Raw genomic sequence first — 18,486 nt, forward strand, 5'->3', positions numbered from 1 at the left:
CCTGGCCGCCGTACTCATGAGCCACCCGCCTCGACCAGGGCGCGCTCCCAGAACTCCGTGCAGAAGCGGGCGAGGGGCCCGCGGGCCAGGGCCCCCGGTGGCGCCTTACCGCCGTCCGGGCGCAGCAGACCCGGCTCGACAGGCACCTCGCCGGCCAGCGGCAGTCCGAGCAGGCGGGCCACCTCGTGGTCCTCGAGCCCGGGCGCGTACGGTCCGCGTACCGCCACCCGGAGGTCGCGCAGCACCATGCCCACGGCGGAGGCGACGCGGCCGGACGCGGCGACGGCGCGCAGTTCGGCGGGGACGACCAAAAGCCCGAGGTCGAGCTGGGCGAGGGCCTCGGCGACTCCGTCGTCGATGCGGCGGGGCAGGTCGACGACGACCGTGCCGCCCCTGCGGCGGGCCGCGGCGAGCACCGCGCGGACGGCCTGGGGCGGGATGGCGACACAGTCGCCGCGGTCCCAGCTGAGCACGCGCAGCGAGTGCAGTTCCGGCAGCGACTCCTCCAGGGCGCCGCCGCCGACCCGCCCGCGGGAGGCGGCGAAGGCGGGCCAGCGCAGGCCCTGGGCGGTCTCGCCGCCGAGGAGCACGTCGAGGCCGCCGCCCAGCGGATCGGCGTCCACGAGCAGGGTGCGGACCCCTTCGCGCGCGGAGGTGACGGCGAGGGCGCACGCGAGCGTGGAGGCTCCGGCGCCGCCCCGGCCGCCGATGACGCCGACAGTGAGCGCGGGTCGGCCGACGCCCTCGGCGACGTCGGCGATGCGGTCGACCAGCCACTGTTCGCCGTCGGGCAGCATCAGGACGTGGTCGGCGCCGATCTCCACGGCGCGCTGCCACACCCCGGAGTCGTCCTGGTCCCGGCCGACGAGGACCACCCCTCGCCTGCGGGTGGCTCCCCGCACACGCGGTGCGGCGTCGTCGCCGACCAGGACGAGGGGTGCCGACTCCCAGCTGCCCCTGCGGTCCGGCACCGAATGGTGCACCTCGGGTGTGGCGCCGGCCGCGGCGCACAGGCGGAGCAGGTCGTCGAGGAGGTCCGAGTCCTCCGTGACGATCAGCGGCTTGCCGGGCCGCCCGGAGGCGGCGGGCGGCGGGTCGTGTGTGACGGCTCCGGTCATGTTTTCCATCCCCCTTCGCGGCGGGGTGCGCAGTCCCTGCGGCCCCGCGATTCCCAAACGTCCGGAGAACCGGCAACCGGTCTCCATATGAACGGCCGTCAGAAACCGGCCGCGCGCCCACCCGGACAAACGGAACCGGTCATGAACTCGGCCCGAGCGGACGTGCTGGAATCACGGTGCAGCGAACGCGGAAATCGTGTGGATCTTGGTGAAAATCTGTGGACAGCCAAGCGACTGTGAATATCGCCGTCACCCAAACCGGTGAGCACTCGCCGTCCCCTGTACGACTTCCGCAGAGCAGTCCGACGACTACACACCGTGACATCGCGGGGCATGACGAAGGGGCGGCCTCAGCCGCCCCGGATGGCACGGCTCAGCCATGCACAGAACAGGAAAACCCACCCGGACATGCGACGACCCCCGCCGGGGGGGAGAGCGGGGGTCGTCTTCACGGCCGACTCGGGGGGGGGAGGAGCCGGGCCGCGTTAGCACGGTCGCGAACGATCCGTGACTTCCATGGTGTACCCGAGAGGCCTCTCAGGCAAACCCACGCGCCCACCTTACGCCGAATGGGCTGCCCCTATGCTCTTGGTTGTGGAAAACCACTCCTTGCCCCGCACAGCGGCCTTCTTTGACCTGGACAAGACGGTCATTGCGAAGTCGAGCACGCTCACCTTCAGCAAGTCCTTCTACCAGGGCGGGCTGATCAACCGCAGGGCGGCACTGCGCACCGCGTACGCCCAGTTCGTCTTCCTCGTCGGCGGTATGGACCACGACCAGATGGAGCGGACCCGCGAGTACCTGTCCGGGATGGTGCGGGGGTGGAACGTCCAGCAGGTGAAGGAGATCGTGGCCGAGACACTGCACGACCTGATCGACCCCCTCATCTACGACGAGGCCGCCTCCCTCATCGAGGAGCACCACACCGCGGGCCGCGACGTCGTCATCGTGTCCACGTCGGGTGCCGAGGTGGTCGAGCCGATCGGCGAACTGCTGGGCGCGGACCGCGTGGTGGCGACCCGCATGGTCGTGGGCGAGGACGGCTGCTACACGGGCGAGGTGGAGTACTACGCCTACGGCCCGACGAAGGCGGAGGCGATCAGGGAACTGGCCGAGTCGGAGGGGTACGACCTCGCGCGCTGCTACGCCTACAGCGACTCGGCGACCGATGTGCCGATGCTGGCGGCGGTGGGCCATCCGCACGCCGTGAACCCGGACCGGGCGCTGCGGCGCGAGGCCGTCGCGCGCGGCTGGCCGATCCTCGACTTCCATCGGCCGGTGCGGCTCAAGCAGCGGATCCCGTCGTTCTCGGTGCCGCCGCGCCCGGCTCTCGTCGCGGCTGCCGCCATAGGCGCGGCGGCGGCCACCGCGGGCCTGGTCTGGTACGCCAGCAGGCGGCGGGCCGCGGCGACCGCCTGAGAGTCCGGCCACCTGGGAATCCACGACCGTTTAGACCTATTTGCAGGTAAAAGTAAAGAACTGACGGCAGGGCTTCCGCTTGCCCTGGCACTGGAGTAGAAAGGACTCAACGGCCCGCGAGACCAAGGACATCCGAAAGGATCACCTTAAAACCGCATTTGGCCCCACGGACCGACACATGGACATCGAGCACCCACGCGACGTCGACCCGTCGATTACGGGCCAGCCGCACCAGGTGACGGGCAAAGAACCCGACCTGATGGGCACTACATCGAGGACGCTTGGTAACCCGGTGAACATGTCGGCGGCGGTACGAATCCTCGTACCGCCGCATCCCATTGCGCCCCAAGGGCGCTTTTTTCATGTCTCGCGCGCGTCCCGCACCCTTCGCACCCGGCGCATCCCTCGCATCCTGGTGTCTTCCTACGCCGCCCCGCGCTGCAGCGCCTCGCACACCGCCGTGGACTCGCGGGCGCCGAGCTCGGTCGCCCTGCCGCAGTGCGCGAGCCAGGCCGCCATCCCGTCCGGGCTGCCCGAGACATAGCCCTCCAGGGCCGCCAGATAGGCGGCGCGCCCCAGCTCGGCGTGCCCCACCTCGGCGGGACAGACCGACTTGGGGTCGAGCCCGCTGCCGATCAGGACGATGCGTTGGGCCGCCCGCGCGACCAGGCCGTTGTGGGAGGCGAAGGGTCGTAGCGCGAGGAGCTCGCCGTGCACGACGGCGGCCGTCACCAGGGCGGGCGCGGAGCTGCCCGCGACGATCAGCCCGGCGAGCCCCTCCAGACGGCCGGCCACTTCGTCGGCGCCGGGCAGCGGCAGCTCGACGAGCGGCTCGTCCACCGCCTCGCCGGCCTGCCGGGGCCGTCCGACCTCGTCGCCGCTCGTCGCCGCGGCCACCAGATGCAGCCGGGCCAGCACCCGCAGCGGTGACTGCCGCCAGATGGACAGCAGTTGACCCGCTTCCGCGGTCAGCCGCAGGGCGGCTCCCACCACCCGCGCCTCGTCGTCGACACCGAAGTCGCTGCGCCGGCGCACCTCCTCCAGGGCCCAGTCGGCGCCGGACAGCGCCGCCGAGCCACGGGCGCCGCGCAGGGCGGCCTCGGAGGTGATCTCGGTGCTGCGCCGCCGCATGACGCGGTGCCCGTAGACCCGGTCCACGGCCTTGCGCACGGACTCCACGGACTCGGCCACGCCGGGCAGCGACCCCAGGGCCGCGAGCGGATCGGCGGACGCGCCTGTCGTACTCATGAGTACGACATTACGCAACCAAGCCCGGGCCCCTCGAAGGAGTGGTCTTCTTCACGAACCGCTGCCACATACAGCTACCGCGCCACTACCCTTGGTGAACATGAAAATTGCTTTCGTTGGGAAGGGCGGCAGCGGCAAGACGACCCTGTCCTCCCTGTTCGTCCGCCGTCTCGCCGCCCTCGGCGCACCCGTGATCGCCATCGACGCGGACATCAACCAGCACCTGGGGCCCGCCCTCGGCCTCGACGAGCCGCAGGCCGCCGCGCTGCCCGCGATGGGCGAGCGGCTCCCGCTGATCAAGGACTACCTGCGCGGCTCCAACCCACGCATCACCTCCGCCGAGACCATGATCAAGACGACTCCGCCCGGCGAGGGCTCCCGCCTGCTGCGGGTGCGCGAGGACAATCCCGTCTACGACGCCTGCGCCCGGCCGGTGGAACTCGACGGCGGCGCCGTCCGTTTGATGGTCACGGGCCCCTTCACGGACGCCGACCTGGGGGTCGCCTGCTACCACTCCAAGACGGGAGCGGTGGAGCTGTGCCTGAACCACCTGGTGGACGGCCGTGACGAGTACGTCGTGGTCGACATGACGGCGGGCTCGGACTCCTTCGCCTCCGGCATGTTCACCCGCTTCGACGTGACGTTCCTCGTCGCCGAGCCGACCCGGAAGGGGGTCTCCGTCTATCGCCAGTACAAGGAGTACGCCCGCGACTTCGGCGTCGAGCTGAAGGTCGTCGGCAACAAGGTGCAGGGTCAGGACGACGTCGACTTCCTCCGCGCCGAGGTCGGCGACGACCTGCTCGTGACGGTGGGGCACTCGGACTGGGTGCGCGCCATGGAGAAGGGCCGGCCGCCCCGGTTCGACCTCCTGGAGGACACCAACCGCCACGCCCTGGACCTGCTGCGGACGACCGTCGACTCGGCGTACGAGCGACGGGACTGGGAGCGCTACACCCGCCAGATGGTCCACTTCCACCTCAAAAACGCCCAGTCCTGGGGCAACGAACGCACCGGGGCCGACCTGGCGGCGCAGGTCGACCCCGATTTCGTCCTCGGCGAGAGCCTCACGGCTGCCGTGTGAGGGACCCCTACTGGCCGGACCGACTCGCCGGCGCTCCGGGGACGCCCTTCGGGGCCGGGGCCGGGCGGCCCGCCAGGAAGGACGCCCAGCCCTGCCTCGGCGCCTCGCCGACCTCCAGTGAGCGCAGTCTGCCCAGGACCTTCGGGTCCTGGGCGTCCAGCCAGTCCGCCAGCTGCCGGAAGGAGACACAACGCACGTCGGACTTGTTGCAGACCTCCTCCACGACCTCCTCGACGGCCTTCATGTACGTGCCGCCGTTCCATGACTCGAAGTGGTTGCCGATGATCAGCGGGGCGCGGTTGCCGTCGTAGGCGCGGTGGAAGCCCCGGAGCAGGCCGTCACGCATCTGGTTGCCCCAGTACTCGTACTTGCCGGGGTCCCCCTGGGTGGTGGTGCCGGACTGGTTGACCATGAAGTTGTAGTCCATGGTCAGCTGTTCGTAGGTGTGGCCGGGGAAGGGCACCAGCTGCATCGACAGGTCCCACAGACCCTCCCGCTTGCGGGGCCAGACCTGGTCGTTGACACCGCTGGTGTCGTAGCGGAAGCCGAGTTCGCTCGCGGCCCGCACGAAGTTCTTCTGGCCCTCCAGGCAGGGCGTGCGGGCGCCGATGAGCTCCTTGTCGTAGTCGAAGGGCAGCGGGGCCGCCTTCGACCTGCCGGTGTTGGTCTTCCAGGTCTTCACGAACTGCTTGGCCTGGGCGATCTCGTCCTTCCACTCCTCCACCGACCACTCGCCGACGCCACCGTTCTTGCCGCAGAAGTGGCCGTTGAAGTGGGTGCCGATCTCGTTGCCCTCCAGCCACGCCAGGCGCAGCTGCCTCACGGTCTCGGCGATGCCCTGCTCGTCGTTGAAACCGATGTCGGAGCGGCCCGGCGAGTGCTGTGGCGGCTTGTACAGCTCGGCCTTCTCCTGGGGCAGCATGTACACGCCGCTGAGGAAGTACGTCATGGTTGCGTGGTTGGCCTTGGACACCTTTCGGAAGTGGGAGAACAGCCTCTGGCTGTCCTCGCCGGCGCCGTCCCAGGAGAACACCACGAACTGCGGGGGCTTCCGGCCCGGCTTCAGCCGCTCCGGTCTTGGCAGGTGCGGCTGTGCCCCGGTGTACGCGGTGGAGCCGTCCCCGATCAGGCGGACCGCGCTCTTGGGCGCGGCGCCCTTCAGCGGGACCTGTGCCTCCTCCTTCGAACCGTCGGTTCCCGTCGCGCAACCGGCGAGTGATGCGGCGACCGTCGCGGCGACCACGGCGCCGGCGGCGATCCTCCTCTGGGTGGCGGCCATCTCCGCCCCACCTTCTTCCTTCTCTCGGCCCACGCCGACGACGGCCTTCTGACGGCGGCGTTCTGTCGCTGTCGCCGGACATGCCGGCGGCGCCGTCAAGGTCGCACGGGACCGGAAAGGAATTAGTACGACAAGCCGATAAAAAGCTCACAACACCCGAGAGAGTGATTCATTCACCCATTTGCCATATAAATCCATGCCTGACTTTTACTCTGCATTACGATCGTTTTACCGAGCGTCGATTTCGAGCCCTACTTCCGAACGTTCCGAGCCTTGTTTCCGACCGTTGATTTTCATCCCGCCGCTGTACGCCGTGACCCACGGCCGCGATCGCCCCGCCATCGACCGGGGCCACCGGTTCCGCGACCGCGCCGCCCCGGAGGAGACGGGAAACATGTCAGCCTTCGTCCCCACTCGCGCATCCGACCCGACGCGCACCCGACGCGCCCACTCACCCCACAGCCCCCCACCGGCCCCGCACCGCCGCTTCCGCGTCGCCGGCGCTGATGTGTCCGCCTCGATCGCGGTCTTCCTGATCGCCCTCCCGCTGTCCCTCGGCATCGCCCTGGCCACCGGCGCACCCCTCCAGGCCGGCCTCGTCGCGGCCGCCGTCGGGGGAATCGTCGTCGGCTGGATCGGCGGCTGCCCGCTCCAGGTCAGCGGTCCTGCGGCCGGACTGACGGTGGTCACCGCCGACCTCATCCAGCGCTACGGCTGGCGGACCACCTGCGCGATCACCGTCCTGGCCGGACTCGCCCAGCTCGGCCTCGGCTGCCTGCGCGTGGCACGCACCGCGCTCGCCGTCAGCCCCGCCATCGTGCACGGCATGCTCGCCGGCATCGGCGTCACCATCGCCGTCGCCCAGCTCCACATCGTCCTCGGCGGCAACCCGCAGAGCTCCGTCCTCGACAACCTCCGCGCACTCCCCGCCCAGTTGACCCGCGTGCACCCGGCCGCCATGGCGGTCAGCGCGCTGACCCTCACCCTGCTGTTGCTCTGGCCGCGCATCCCCGGCCGGGCCGGGCGGCTGCTGCGCAAGATGCCCGCCGCGCTCGTCGCCGTCGCCGGAGCCACCACCGCCTCCGCCCTCGCCGGCCTCACCCTGCCCTCGGTCGACCTGCCGTCCTGGCGCAGCCACGCCCTGGCCGGGCTGCCCGAGGGGCCGGTGCTCGGGGTCGTGGCCGCCGTCCTCACCGTCACACTGGTGTGCAGCGTGCAGTCGCTGCTCGGCGCGGTCGCCGTGGACAAGCTGATCGCCTCCCGCCCAGTTCTCGTCGCCTCCCGCGGCGACGGCTCCCGACGCGTCGGCCGCTCCGACCTCGACCGTGAACTGCTCGGTCAGGGCTCCGCCAACATCGTCTCCGGCGCGCTCGGCGGACTGCCGGTCGCGGGGGTGGCGGTGAGAAGTTCGGCGAATGTCAACGCGGGTGCCGTGAGCCGGAACTCCACGATGCTGCACGGCGTTCTCGTAGTAGTCGCCGCGCTGCTGATGGTCCCGATCCTGGAGTTCATCCCGCTCGCCTCGCTCGCCGCCCTGGTGATGGCCGTCGGCATCCAGATGGTGTCCCTGCACCACATTCGCACGGTGACGCGCCACCGAGAGGTGCTGGTGTACGCCGTCACCACCCTCGGCGTGGTGTTCCTCGGCGTCCTGGAGGGCGTGACGCTGGGGATCGCGGTAGCCGTCGCCGTCGCCCTGAACCGCCTCGCCCGCACCCGGATCACCCATGACGAAGAGGAAGGAGTCCATCACGTACGAGTCAGAGGCCAGTTGACGTTCCTCGCGGTGCCCCGGCTCAGCCGCGTCCTGCACCTTGTGCCCCAAGGCGCCCATGCCGTGGTCGAGTTGGACGGCTCCTTCATGGACCACGCGGCGTACGAGTCACTGCAGGACTGGCAGAAGGCGCACACCGCCCACGGCGGTACCGCCGAGCTGACCGGCCGCCGGAACGGCAGGACAGCCGACCCCACGCACCCGGCCGACCCCGCACACCCGGCAGGCACCGCACTCCCGGCAGACACCGCGCTCCCGACGGGCGGCCACCTGGCAGGCAGCTCTCTGGCGGGCAGCTCCCTGACAGGCTGCGACTGCGGGCCCTGGACACCCTGGCGCAACCACCAGTGCGAGGTGCCGCACTCCACGCCGACACCTGCGGCGCCCGGACGATCCCGACCGCGCACGGCCGGCGCCCGTCGGGTCACGGCTCTCGCCACCCCCGACAGCGCCTATACCGGTGCCACCGCCTCCGGCATCACCGAGCCAGCTTCCTCCGTCACCACCGACTGCACGACCGACACCGCCGCCGATGGCACGACCGGCACCGCGGCCGACCGCACGACCGGCACTGCCGCCGCAGCCGACCCCGCCACCGCCGACCGCTCCACCGCAACCGACCCCACTGACCCCGACCCCACCGCCACCGACTCTGCCGACCCCATCACCGCCGAGCCACCCACCGTCACCCCCGTCACCCCCGACACCCCCGCCGACCGCACCACCGCCGCCCCCGACACCACCGAGCCAGTCGCCGCCCAACCCGCCTCTAGCCACCCCGGCACCACCCACCCCTCCACCACCCAACCCGGCAGTCGTCAACTCGTTCGTGGTATCAGTGCGTTCCAGCGGAACACCGCTCCGCTGGTGCGTGGGGAGCTGGCGAGGCTGGCTCGGGAGGGGCAGCAGCCGACGCAGCTGTTCCTGACCTGTGCCGACTCACGGCTGGTCACCTCGATGATCACCTCCAGTGGTCCGGGCGATCTGTTCGTGGTGCGGAATGTGGGCAACCTCGTGCCGCCGCCCGGCGAGGAGAGCGGGGACGACTCGGTGGGGGCCGCGATCGAGTACGCGGTGGACGTGCTGAAGGTGCGGTCCATCACGGTGTGCGGGCACTCCGGGTGCGGGGCCATGCAGGCTCTGCTCGGCTCCGAACCCGGCGAGGCCCGGACTCCGCTGCAGCGATGGTTGCGGCACGGGCGGCCGAGCCTGGAGCGGATGGCCGACGGCGGCCGTCCCTGGGCCCGGTTGGCCGGCCGGCCGCCGGCGGACGCGGTAGAGCAGCTGTGTCTGACCAACGTGGTCCAGCAGTTGGACCATCTGCGCACCCATGAGTCGGTGGTCCGGGCACTGCGGGCCGGGGCGCTGGAGCTGCACGGGCTGTACTTCCACGTGGGCGAGGCACAGACGTATCTGCTCGCCGAGCGAGGGGGAGCCCAGTTGTTCGATCACGTCGGGGTGGCGGACCGCACGGGGTGAGCAGCGGGCGGGAAAGGCGTGGGAGGGGCTGAACTGCGCCCGTGCCCCGTCCGTGGGTACGGGTGACCGGGCTCGCGCCGCCCCTCATAGGTCTAAACCAATTTTCTGACGGCCCTTGTCACCGGCCCCCCGCTTCTGATGAGCTGTGGCCTGGGACACAACGGACACCCTTGGAAAGGGAGATGTCGTGAGCAACGAGAGCCTGGCCAACCTGCTGAGGAAGGAGAGGGAACAGTGAGCGAGAATCCCTCCCTCTCCAACCTGCTGAAGGAAGAGCGCAGGTTCGCGCCACCCGCCGACCTGGCCGCACATGCCAACGTCACGGCGGAGGCGTACGAACAGGCCAAGGCTGACAGGCTCGGCTTCTGGGCCGAGCAGGCCCGCCGGCTGACCTGGGCCAAGGAGCCGACGGAGACGCTGGACTGGTCGAACCCGCCGTTCGCCAAGTGGTTCAAGGACGGCGAACTCAACGTCGCGTACAACTGCGTCGACCGGCATGTGGAGGCCGGGCACGGCGACCGGGTCGCGATCCACTTCGAGGGCGAGCCGGGCGACGGCCGGGCGATCACCTACGCCGAGCTGAAGGACGAGGTCAGCAAGGCCGCGAACGCGCTGCTGGAGCTCGGGGTCCGCAAGGGTGACCGGGTCGCGGTCTACATGCCGATGATCCCGGAGACGGCGGTCGCGATGCTGGCCTGCGCCCGGATCGGCGCCGCGCACTCCGTGGTCTTCGGCGGCTTCTCGGCGGACGCGCTGGCCACCCGTATCCAGGACGCCGACGCGCGGGTCGTCATCACCTCCGACGGCGGCTACCGGCGCGGCAAGCCGTCCGCGCTGAAGCCGGCCGTCGACGAGGCGGTCGCCAAGGCCGGCACCGTGGAGCATGTGCTCGTGGTGCGCCGTACCGGCCAGGACGTCGCCTGGGACGCCGATCGGGACGTGTGGTGGGACGAGATCGTCGAGCGGCAGTCGGCGGAGCACACGCCCGAGGCCGTCAACGCCGAGCACCCGCTGTTCATCCTCTACACGTCCGGTACGACGGGGAAGCCGAAGGGCATCCTGCACACCTCCGGCGGTTACCTCACACAGGCGGCGTACACGCACCACGCGGTCTTCGACCTCAAGCCGGAGACGGACGTGTACTGGTGCACGGCCGACGTCGGCTGGGTCACGGGGCACTCGTACATCGTGTACGGGCCGCTGGCCAACGGCGCGACGCAGGTCATGTACGAGGGCACGCCGGACACCCCGCACCAGGGCCGGTTCTGGGAGATCGTGCAGAAGTACGGGGTGACGATCCTGTACACGGCGCCGACCGCGATCCGTACGTTCATGAAGTGGGGTGACGACATCCCCGCGAAGTTCGACCTGTCCTCGCTCCGTGTCCTGGGCTCGGTCGGTGAGCCGATCAACCCCGAGGCATGGATCTGGTACCGCAAGCACATCGGGTCGGACCGGACCCCGATCGTCGACACGTGGTGGCAGACCGAGACCGGCGCGATGATGATCTCGCCGCTGCCGGGTGTCACGGAGGCCAAGCCGGGTTCCGCCCAGCGCCCGCTGCCCGGCATCTCCGCGACCGTCGTCGACGACGAGGCGAGGGAGGTGCCCAACGGCGGTGGCGGCTACCTCGTCCTCACCGAGCCGTGGCCGTCCATGCTGCGGACGATCTGGGGCGACGACCAGCGCTTCCTCGACACGTACTGGTCGCGCTTCGAGGGCAAGTACTTCGCCGGCGACGGCGCGAAGAAGGACGACGACGGGGACATCTGGCTCCTCGGTCGGGTGGACGACGTGATGCTCGTGTCGGGGCACAACATCTCCACCACCGAGGTCGAGTCGGCGCTCGTCTCCCACCCGTCCGTCGCCGAGGCGGCCGTCGTCGGTGCCGCCGACGAGACGACCGGGCAGGCCATCGTCGCCTTCGTCATCCTGCGCGGCACGGCGGACGCCGACGACAAGGGGCTGGTCGACGACCTGCGCAACCACGTCGGCACCACGCTCGGCCCGATCGCCAAGCCGAAGCGGGTCCTGCCGGTGGCGGAGCTGCCCAAGACCCGCTCCGGCAAGATCATGCGCCGGCTGCTGCGCGACGTCGCGGAGAACCGCCAGCTCGGCGACGTGACCACGCTGACCGACTCCACGGTCATGGACCTCATCCAGGCGAAGCTCCCGGCGGCGCCGAGCGAGGACTGACCCTCCACACCGGAGCAACCGGAGCAACCGGAACAACCGGAACAACCAGAGCACAACCAGAGCGACAACGGGCACCCGGCCAGGCGCGCCGGGTGCCCGTTTCGCACCTACCGTGAGGATCGTCCGACCACTCGCCTGGCCGCTCCGGAGCACCTTAGGTAAACTAAACAAACAGGGTGCGCCGGGAAGTCTGGTCGGCATGCGTTCAGCCATGCCCACCGACCGGAGGTCTCCGCCGTGTCCGCGCCCCGCACCACCCCCGCCCGCAAGGTCCTCGGCCGGCTCTCGCTCCCCGAGCGGACCTATGTGGCGGACGCGCTGCGGACCGAGACCGTCGGCGGTGTGCTGCTGCTCGTCGCCGCGGTCGCCGCGCTGATCTGGGCCAACATCCCCGCGCTGCACGACAGCTATGAGAGCGTCAGCCACTTCCATCTGGGCCCGGAGGCCCTCGGCCTCGACCTCTCGATCGCGCACTGGGCGGCCGACGGCCTCCTCGCGGTCTTCTTCTTCGTGGCCGGCATCGAGCTCAAGCGCGAACTCGTCGCCGGTGACCTCCGGGATCCCAGGGCCGCCGCGCTCCCCGTGGTGGCGGCGCTGTGCGGGATGGCCGTACCGGCGCTCGTGTACACGCTCACCAATGTCACCGGCGGCGGGTCCCTCGGCGGCTGGGCGGTACCCACCGCCACCGACATCGCCTTCGCGCTGGCCGTGCTCGCGGTCATCGGTACGTCTCTGCCGAACGCGCTGCGCGCCTTCCTGCTCACCCTCGCCGTCGTGGACGACCTGTTCGCGATCCTGATCATCGCGGTGTTCTTCACGAGCAGCATCGACCTCGCCGCACTGGGCGGCGCGGTCGCGGGCCTCGCCGTCTTCTGGGTGCTGCTGCGGAAGGGCGTACGCGGCTGGTACCTGTACGTGCCGCTCGCGCTGGTGATCTGGGCGCTGATGTACAACAGCGGCGTCCACGCGACCATCGCGGGCGTCGCGATGGGCCTGATGCTGCGCTGCCACACGAGAGAGGGCGAGGAACGCTCCCCCGGTGAGCGGATCGAGCACCTGGCCCGGCCGCTGTCGGCGGGCCTCGCCGTCCCCCTGTTCGCGCTGTTCAGCGCCGGTGTGACCGTCTCGGGCGGCACGCTGGGAGACGTATTCGCCAGACCGGAGACGCTCGGGATCGTGCTCGGTCTGGTCGTCGGCAAGACGGTCGGCATCTTCGGCGGGACCTGGCTGACGGCCCGGTTCACCCGGGCCTCGCTCAGCGACGACCTCGCCTGGGCTGACGTCTTCGCCGTCGCCTCGCTGGCCGGCATCGGCTTCACCGTCTCCCTCCTCATCGGGGAACTCGCGTTCGACGGCGACGCCACGCTGACCGACGAGGTGAAGGCGGCCGTCCTGACCGGCTCGCTGATCGCGGCGGCCCTGGCGACGGTCCTGCTGAAGCTGCGCAACGCCAAGTACCGCGGGCTGTACGAGGCCGAGGAACGCGACGACGACCTCGACGGCATCCCGGACGTCTACGAGCAGGACGACCCGGCGTACCACCTGCGGATGGCGGAGATCCACGAGCGCAAGGCCGCCGAGCACCGGCTGCTCGCCGCGGAACTCGCCCGGGACCGGGCCGCCGTACGCCACGCGCGGGCCGAAGTATCGGGCAGCGCAGGCGAGGAGGGCGGCGGTCCGGCATGATCTGACGGGACGGTACAAAAGAAGCCGGTACAAAAGAAGCCGGAACAAACGAAGCCAGAAGCACAGCCTCAGCAGAAGCACAGCCACGGCAGAAGAGCAGCAAGAAAGAGGGAGACCGCGATGAGCGCACCCGACGGCAGCCCGGTCGGCGCCGAACGCAGCATCGGCCAGCTGTTCGCCTCGGCGACGACCGAGATGTCCGCACTGGTGCACGACGAGATCGCGCTGGCGAAGGCGCAGCTCAAGCAGGACGTCAAGCGCGGCGCGACGAGCGGCGGCGCGTTCACGGTGGCGGGCGCGGTGCTGCTGTTCTCCCTGCCGATGCTCAACTTCGCGCTGGCGTACGGCATCCGGACCTGGAGCGACTGGAACCTCGCCGTCTGCTTCCTGCTGTCCTTCGCGGCGAACGTCCTGGTCGCGGTCGTCCTGGCACTGATCGGCGTGGTCTTCGCGAAGAAGGCCAAGAAGAGCCAGGGTCCGCAGAAGGTGGCCGCGTCCATGAAGGAGACGGCGGGCGTCCTGCAGAAGGCCAAGCCGCACCCGCGACCCGAACTGCCGCAGGACCGTGTCCCGGAAGCCATCGAGGCTGTGGCACGCTCGTCCTCATGACGGACCCCGCCATGCCCTCGGACCGGCCCACCCCGTCGAACCAGCCCGCCCCGGACCACCCGGCACCGGGCCGGCCGACTCCGGACCGGCCCGTCCCGGCCTCGGTCGTACGGCCGGAACTGGCGGCCGGTACGAAGGTGACGCACCGGGAAGTCGCCGCGAACGGCGCCCGCTTCCACATCGCGGAGGCAGGCGACGGTCCGCTGGTCATGCTCGTCCACGGCTTCCCGCAGTTCTGGTGGACGTGGCGGCACCAGCTGGGCGCGCTCGCCGACGCGGGGTTCCGGGCCGTCGCGATGGACCTGCGGGGCGTGGGGGGCAGCGACCGTACGCCCCGGGGCTACGACCCGGCCAACCTCGCCCTCGACATCACCGGCGTGATCCGCTCCCTGGGCGAGCCGGACGCGGCGCTGGTCGGCCACGACCTGGGCGGCTATCTGGCGTGGACGGCGGCCGTGATGCGTCCCAAGCTGGTCCGGCGGCTCGCGGTCGCGTCGATGCCGCATCCGCGGCGCTGGCGCTCGGCGATGCTCGCCGACGTCCGGCAGACCTCCGCGAGTTCCCACATCTGGGGGTTCCAGCGGCCTTGGATCCCCGAGCGGCAGCTGACGGCGGACGACGGCGAGCTGGTGGCCCGGCTGATCCGGGACTGGTCCGGGCCGACGCTGCCGGACGAGGAGGCGCTGGAGACGTACCGGCGCGCCATGTGCATCCCCTCCACCGCGCACTGCTCCGTCGAGCCGTACCGGTGGCTGGTGCGTTCGCTGGGGCGCCCGGACGGCATCCAGTTCTACCGGCGTATGAAGCGGCCCGTGCGGGTGCCGACGCTGCATCTGCACGGCTCGCTCGATCCGGTGATGCGCACCCGCAGCGCGGCGGGCTCCGGGGAGTACGTCGAGGCGCCGTACCGCTGGCGGCTGTTCGACGGACTGGGACACTTCCCGCACGAGGAGGATCCGGTCGCGTTCTCGACGGAACTCGTCAACTGGCTCAAGGACCCCGAGCCCGACCGGTGACGAACGTCGGCTGTGGGCCGGCCGGGTCCGGGGGTTGTCCCCCGGGACAGCACAGCCCGCACGGGGAGGATCCGGTCGTGTTCTCCGCCGAACCGGTCAATTGGCTGAAGGATTCCGAACCCGATCGGTGACCGAGCCATAGCGCCCGGTATCCGGACACGAACAGCTGTACTACGAACAGCCACTTGCCCGACGCATAGGCCAATTGGCGGGCCCCTGGGCGGTTATCGACCTTGGGGCGGGGGCAGAGGTCGGGGTATGGGCTGGACGCACGACTACAGTGACGCACCACGCAACCGCCGCTCGGCCAGTGGCCTGAGCCCCCACCAACGAGGCACCGACCCGCAGTTGCCGGGCTCCGACCTCCGGGTGGGCATCCCGCGCATCCTGCGCCGCCGAGCCCGCTGGGTCTCGGTCCGTCTGCGTCACCCTCGAGGCTGACGAACCCCCCACGGGGCTCACAGGGCGCAGCTGTCGCTGTCCACCTGCTGACCGGCGGTACGTCCCTCGGTGATGTCCTGCCGGATCTCGTCCGCGGTGAGTGCGTACCCGGTGTCGGCGTCGTCGAGCGACTTCGCGAACACCACGCCGTACACCTTGCCGTCGGGGGTCAGCAGCGGGCCGCCGGAGTTGCCCTGGCGGACGGTGGCGAACAGCGAGTACACGTCACGGCGCACGGTCGTGCGGTGGTAGATGTCCGGGCCGTTGGCCGTGATACGACCCCGCACACGCGCAGCGCGGACGTCGTACGACCCGTTCTCCGGGAAGCCTGCGACGATCGCGTCGGAGCTGCTCACCGCGTCCTTGGCGGTGAACTGCAGCACGGGCGCGTCGAGGTCCGGTACGTCGAGCACGGCGATGTCGCGCTTCCAGTCGTACAGGACGACCGTGGCGTCGTACTTGCGGCCCTCGCCGCCTATCTGGACGGTGGGTTCGTCGACGCCGCCCACGACGTGCGCGTTGGTCATGACGCGGCGCTCGCCGAAGACGAAGCCGGTGCCCTCCAGGACCTTGCCGCAGCTCTCCGCGGTGCCCATCACCTTGACGATGGAGCGCTGCGCGCGGATGGCCACCGCGCTGTTGGCGAGGGCCGGGTCGGGCGGCTGGACCTCGGTGATCGGCTCGTTGGAGAACGGGCTGAACACCTGTGGAAAGCCGTTCTGCGCGAGGACGGTGGAGAAGTCGGCGAACCAGGTGTCGGCCTGGTCGGGCAGCGCCTCGGACACCCCGTGCAGCACCGTGGAGGTGCGGACCTCCTTGCCCAGGGTGGGCAGTGTGGTGCCGGCCAGGGCTGAGCCGATCAGCCATGCGACGAGCAGCATCGCCACGACGTTGACCAGCGCGCCGCCCGTCGCGTCCAGCGCGCGGGCCGGGGACCAGGTGATGTAGCGGCGCAGCTTGTTGCCGAGATGGGTGGTCAGGGCCTGGCCGACGGAGGCGCAGACGATGACGACCACGACCGCGACGACCGCGGCCGTCGTGCTCACCTCGGAGTTGTCGGTGAGCCAGTCCCAGATCACCGGCAGCAGGTAGACGGCGACCAGACCGCCGCCCAGGAAGCCGATCACCGACAGGATGCCGACGACGAAGCCCTGGCGGAAGCCGACGACCGCGAACCACACGGCCGCGACCAGCAACAGGATGTCCAGCACGTTCACGGAGGACACCTTGTCATGACCGCCAGTCGAGCGGGACCTGCTTGTCCCGGTCCCAGGAGCGCTCCCATCCCGAGAAATGCAGGAGACGGTCGATGATGCCCGCCGTGAAGCCCCACACGAGGGCCGACTGGACCAGGAACGCCGGACCGCTGTGGCCGCTCGGATGGACGGCCGTGGCGCGGTTGGCCGGATCCGTGAGATCGGCCACGGGGACCGTGAAGACCCGGGCCGTCTCGTTGGGATCGACGACGCCCACCGGGCTCGGCTCGCGCCACCAGCCCAGGACGGGGGTGACGACGAAGCTGCTGACCGGTATGTACAGCTTGGGGAGCGCCCCGAAGAGCTGGACTCCTGCCGGGTCGAGGCCGGTCTCCTCCTCGGCCTCGCGCAGCGCGGCCCGCAGCGGTCCGTCGCCCTGCGGGTCGCCGTCCTCCGGGTCGAGTGCGCCGCCGGGGAAGGAGGGCTGGCCCGCGTGCGAGCGCAGTGAGCCGGCCCGCTCCATCAGCAGCAGCTCGGGACCGCGCTCGCCCTCGCCGAACAGCACGAGCACCGCGGACTGTCTGCCCCCGCCGTCCTCGGGCGGCAGGAAGCGGCTGAGCTGGCCCGGCTCCACGGTCTCGACGGCGTGCACGACCGGGTCGAGCCAGCGGGGCAGGCCATCCTTGCTCAGCGCCACGGCGGGGCCTGCCGCCCCCGCGTCGCCGACCGTTCGGCCTTCCCTCGTCGTGTCACTCGCCCTCGTCATCGCCACACCATCCCCCGTTCTGCCCGGTCCAACGCGCACACCCCCACAGATCGTTCCGCACCCGCGACGCTGCGGAGGCCCTCGGCGGTTCCGTCGGCAGGGGCGCCGCAGAGCCCGTCGGTCGGGTCATCCGGTGCCCAGGGGCGGGGCCGGGCGGCCACCCGCGTCCAGGTAGGACTGGGGCGGGTTGAGGCGTTGGCCGGGGAAGCCGCCCTTCTCGTACTTCAGGAGCTTCTTCGCCTTCTCGGGGTCCGTCTCGCCCTCGCCGTACGCCGGGCAGAGCGGGGCGATGGGGCAGGCGCCGCACGCGGGCTTGCGGGCGTGGCAGACACGGCGGCCGTGGAAGATCACATGGTGGGACAGCATCGTCCAGTCGCTCTTGGGGAAGAGCCCGCCGACGGCCGTCTCGATCTTGTCGGGCTCGGTCTGCTCGGTCCACTGCCAGCGCCGTACGAGCCGCTGGAAGTGGGTGTCCACGGTGATCCCGGGCCGCCCGAACGCGTTGCCCAGCACCACGAAGGCGGTCTTGCGGCCGACGCCGGGCAGCTTGACCAGGTCCTCCAGCCTGCCGGGCACCTCGCCGCCGAACTCCTCGGCGAGGGCCTTGGAGAGCCCTATCACCGACTTGGTCTTGGCGCGGAAGAAGCCGGTCGGGCGGAGGATCTCCTCGACCTCCTCCGGGTTCGCGGCGGCCAGGTCCTCGGGGGTGGGGTACTTGGCGAACAGGGCGGGGGTCGTCTGGTTGACCCTGAGGTCGGTGGTCTGGGCGGACAGGACCGTGGCGACCACCAGCTGGAAGGGGTTCTCGAAGTCCAGCTCGGGGTGGGCGTAGGGGTAGGCCTCGGCGAGCTCGCGGTTGATGCGGCGGGCGCGGCGCACCAGGGCCGTGTGCGACTCGGGCTTCTTGATGACGACCGCTTTGGCGATCCCTTTGGTGTTCCCTTCGGCGATCCCTTCGGAGCCGGAGGGACGCTTCGTCGCCTTTGCCACTTTCTTACCACCTCCCGGGCCCTGTTCGCCCACAGCGGAATCACGACGTACAACCACCAGCCCAGCCCCCTTGGCCTGTGCTCTCACCGGCGATTTGGACACCCGGCCAGCCTAAAGCCCGGCACTGACATCTGCCCCGGACCCTGAAGATCAGCCTCCAATTGGACCCCTGCCGCTTACCTCGGGAC

General features: G+C 70.6%; 14 protein-coding genes. 8 read left to right on the top strand and 6 right to left on the bottom strand.

Annotated features, from left to right (window positions below; genetic code table 11):
* Positions 1–14: 14 nt before the first annotated feature.
* Positions 15–1,118, bottom strand: a complete 1,104-nt coding sequence (ssd, locus tag ACFPIH_RS14375; RefSeq protein ID WP_381171701.1) for a septum site-determining protein Ssd — start codon at positions 1,116–1,118, stop codon at positions 15–17.
* 582 nt (positions 1,119–1,700) lie between these two features.
* Between ssd and ACFPIH_RS14380 the strand changes: the two genes are divergently transcribed.
* Positions 1,701–2,537: an HAD family hydrolase gene (locus tag ACFPIH_RS14380; RefSeq protein ID WP_381171704.1), complete on the top strand. Its 837-nt coding sequence runs from the start codon at positions 1,701–1,703 to the stop codon at positions 2,535–2,537.
* Positions 2,538–2,960: 423 nt separating this feature from the next.
* On the opposite strand, the gene ACFPIH_RS14385 is transcribed toward ACFPIH_RS14380, so the two are convergent.
* The gene (locus ACFPIH_RS14385) at positions 2,961–3,785 is read right to left on the bottom strand and encodes a Fic family protein (protein ID WP_381171707.1); all 825 of its coding nucleotides are present in this window, start codon (positions 3,783–3,785) and stop codon (positions 2,961–2,963) included.
* 100 nt (positions 3,786–3,885) lie between these two features.
* Here ACFPIH_RS14385 and ACFPIH_RS14390 point away from each other — a divergent pair, with 100 nt between their 5' ends.
* Positions 3,886–4,866 carry an ATP-binding protein gene (locus ACFPIH_RS14390; RefSeq protein ID WP_381171709.1) on the top strand — a complete coding sequence of 327 codons (981 nt, stop codon included), beginning with the start codon at positions 3,886–3,888 and terminating at the stop codon, positions 4,864–4,866.
* A gap of 7 nt (positions 4,867–4,873) precedes the next feature.
* On the opposite strand, the gene ACFPIH_RS14395 is transcribed toward ACFPIH_RS14390, so the two are convergent.
* Positions 4,874–6,145, bottom strand: coding sequence for a polysaccharide deacetylase family protein (locus ACFPIH_RS14395; protein ID WP_381171710.1), 1,272 nt, complete (start codon positions 6,143–6,145; stop codon positions 4,874–4,876).
* Positions 6,146–6,539: 394 nt separating this feature from the next.
* Between ACFPIH_RS14395 and ACFPIH_RS14400 the strand changes: the two genes are divergently transcribed.
* The 6 genes from ACFPIH_RS14400 to ACFPIH_RS14425 all read left to right on the top strand — a co-directional run bounded on the left by ACFPIH_RS14400 (position 6,540) and on the right by ACFPIH_RS14425 (position 15,346).
* Entirely contained in the window at positions 6,540–9,398 is a 2,859-nt protein-coding gene (locus tag ACFPIH_RS14400; RefSeq protein ID WP_381171712.1) for a SulP family inorganic anion transporter, read from the top strand.
* Positions 9,399–9,632: 234 nt separating this feature from the next.
* Positions 9,633–11,594 (top strand): acetate--CoA ligase, encoded by a 1,962-nt coding sequence (gene acs / locus ACFPIH_RS14405; RefSeq protein WP_381171713.1) that lies wholly within the window; start codon positions 9,633–9,635, stop codon positions 11,592–11,594.
* A 237-nt stretch (positions 11,595–11,831) separates the two neighbouring features.
* On the top strand, positions 11,832–13,280 hold the full coding sequence (gene nhaA, locus ACFPIH_RS14410) for a Na+/H+ antiporter NhaA (protein WP_381171715.1): 1,449 nt from the start codon (positions 11,832–11,834) through the stop codon (positions 13,278–13,280).
* 120 nt (positions 13,281–13,400) lie between these two features.
* Positions 13,401–13,889 (top strand): phage holin family protein, encoded by a 489-nt coding sequence (locus ACFPIH_RS14415; RefSeq protein WP_381171717.1) that lies wholly within the window; start codon positions 13,401–13,403, stop codon positions 13,887–13,889.
* Positions 13,886–14,905 carry an alpha/beta fold hydrolase gene (locus ACFPIH_RS14420; RefSeq protein WP_381171719.1) on the top strand — a complete coding sequence of 340 codons (1,020 nt, stop codon included), beginning with the start codon at positions 13,886–13,888 and terminating at the stop codon, positions 14,903–14,905. Before ACFPIH_RS14415 ends, ACFPIH_RS14420 begins: the two co-directional genes overlap by 4 nt.
* A 258-nt stretch (positions 14,906–15,163) precedes the next feature.
* Positions 15,164–15,346, top strand: coding sequence for a hypothetical protein (locus tag ACFPIH_RS14425; RefSeq protein ID WP_381171721.1), 183 nt, complete (start codon positions 15,164–15,166; stop codon positions 15,344–15,346).
* A gap of 17 nt (positions 15,347–15,363) precedes the next feature.
* Here the strand turns inward: ACFPIH_RS14425 and ACFPIH_RS14430 are convergent, their stop codons facing one another.
* The 3 genes from ACFPIH_RS14430 to nth all read right to left on the bottom strand — a co-directional run bounded on the left by ACFPIH_RS14430 (position 15,364) and on the right by nth (position 18,259).
* Entirely contained in the window at positions 15,364–16,563 is a 1,200-nt protein-coding gene (locus ACFPIH_RS14430) for a MarP family serine protease (protein ID WP_381171723.1), read from the bottom strand.
* A gap of 13 nt (positions 16,564–16,576) precedes the next feature.
* Entirely contained in the window at positions 16,577–17,308 is a 732-nt protein-coding gene (locus tag ACFPIH_RS14435; protein ID WP_381171725.1) for an NUDIX hydrolase, read from the bottom strand.
* 126 nt (positions 17,309–17,434) lie between these two features.
* The gene (gene nth / locus ACFPIH_RS14440) at positions 17,435–18,259 is read right to left on the bottom strand and encodes an endonuclease III (RefSeq protein WP_381172096.1); all 825 of its coding nucleotides are present in this window, start codon (positions 18,257–18,259) and stop codon (positions 17,435–17,437) included.
* Between the last annotated feature and the right edge of the window lie 227 nt (positions 18,260–18,486).

It is taken from the genome of Streptomyces vulcanius, from assembly GCF_042653945.1.
GTDB lineage: Bacteria > Actinomycetota > Actinomycetes > Streptomycetales > Streptomycetaceae > Streptomyces > Streptomyces mangrovi.

Excerpts from the sequence above, each read along its gene's own strand:
- ssd (WP_381171701.1), bottom strand. The coding sequence starts at position 1,118 with ATGACCGGAGCCGTCACACACGACCCGCCGCCCGCCGCCTCCGGGCGG.
- ACFPIH_RS14380 (WP_381171704.1), top strand. The coding sequence starts at position 1,701 with ATGCTCTTGGTTGTGGAAAACCACTCCTTGCCCCGCACAGCGGCCTTC.
- ACFPIH_RS14400 (WP_381171712.1), top strand. The coding sequence starts at position 6,540 with ATGTCAGCCTTCGTCCCCACTCGCGCATCCGACCCGACGCGCACCCGA.
- ACFPIH_RS14425 (WP_381171721.1), top strand. The coding sequence starts at position 15,164 with ATGGGCTGGACGCACGACTACAGTGACGCACCACGCAACCGCCGCTCG.
- ACFPIH_RS14420 (WP_381171719.1), top strand. The coding sequence starts at position 13,886 with ATGACGGACCCCGCCATGCCCTCGGACCGGCCCACCCCGTCGAACCAG.
- ACFPIH_RS14390 (WP_381171709.1), top strand. The coding sequence starts at position 3,886 with ATGAAAATTGCTTTCGTTGGGAAGGGCGGCAGCGGCAAGACGACCCTG.
- ACFPIH_RS14395 (WP_381171710.1), bottom strand. The coding sequence starts at position 6,145 with ATGGCCGCCACCCAGAGGAGGATCGCCGCCGGCGCCGTGGTCGCCGCG.
- ACFPIH_RS14415 (WP_381171717.1), top strand. The coding sequence starts at position 13,401 with ATGAGCGCACCCGACGGCAGCCCGGTCGGCGCCGAACGCAGCATCGGC.
- ACFPIH_RS14385 (WP_381171707.1), bottom strand. The coding sequence starts at position 3,785 with ATGAGTACGACAGGCGCGTCCGCCGATCCGCTCGCGGCCCTGGGGTCG.
- ACFPIH_RS14435 (WP_381171725.1), bottom strand. The coding sequence starts at position 17,308 with ATGACGAGGGCGAGTGACACGACGAGGGAAGGCCGAACGGTCGGCGAC.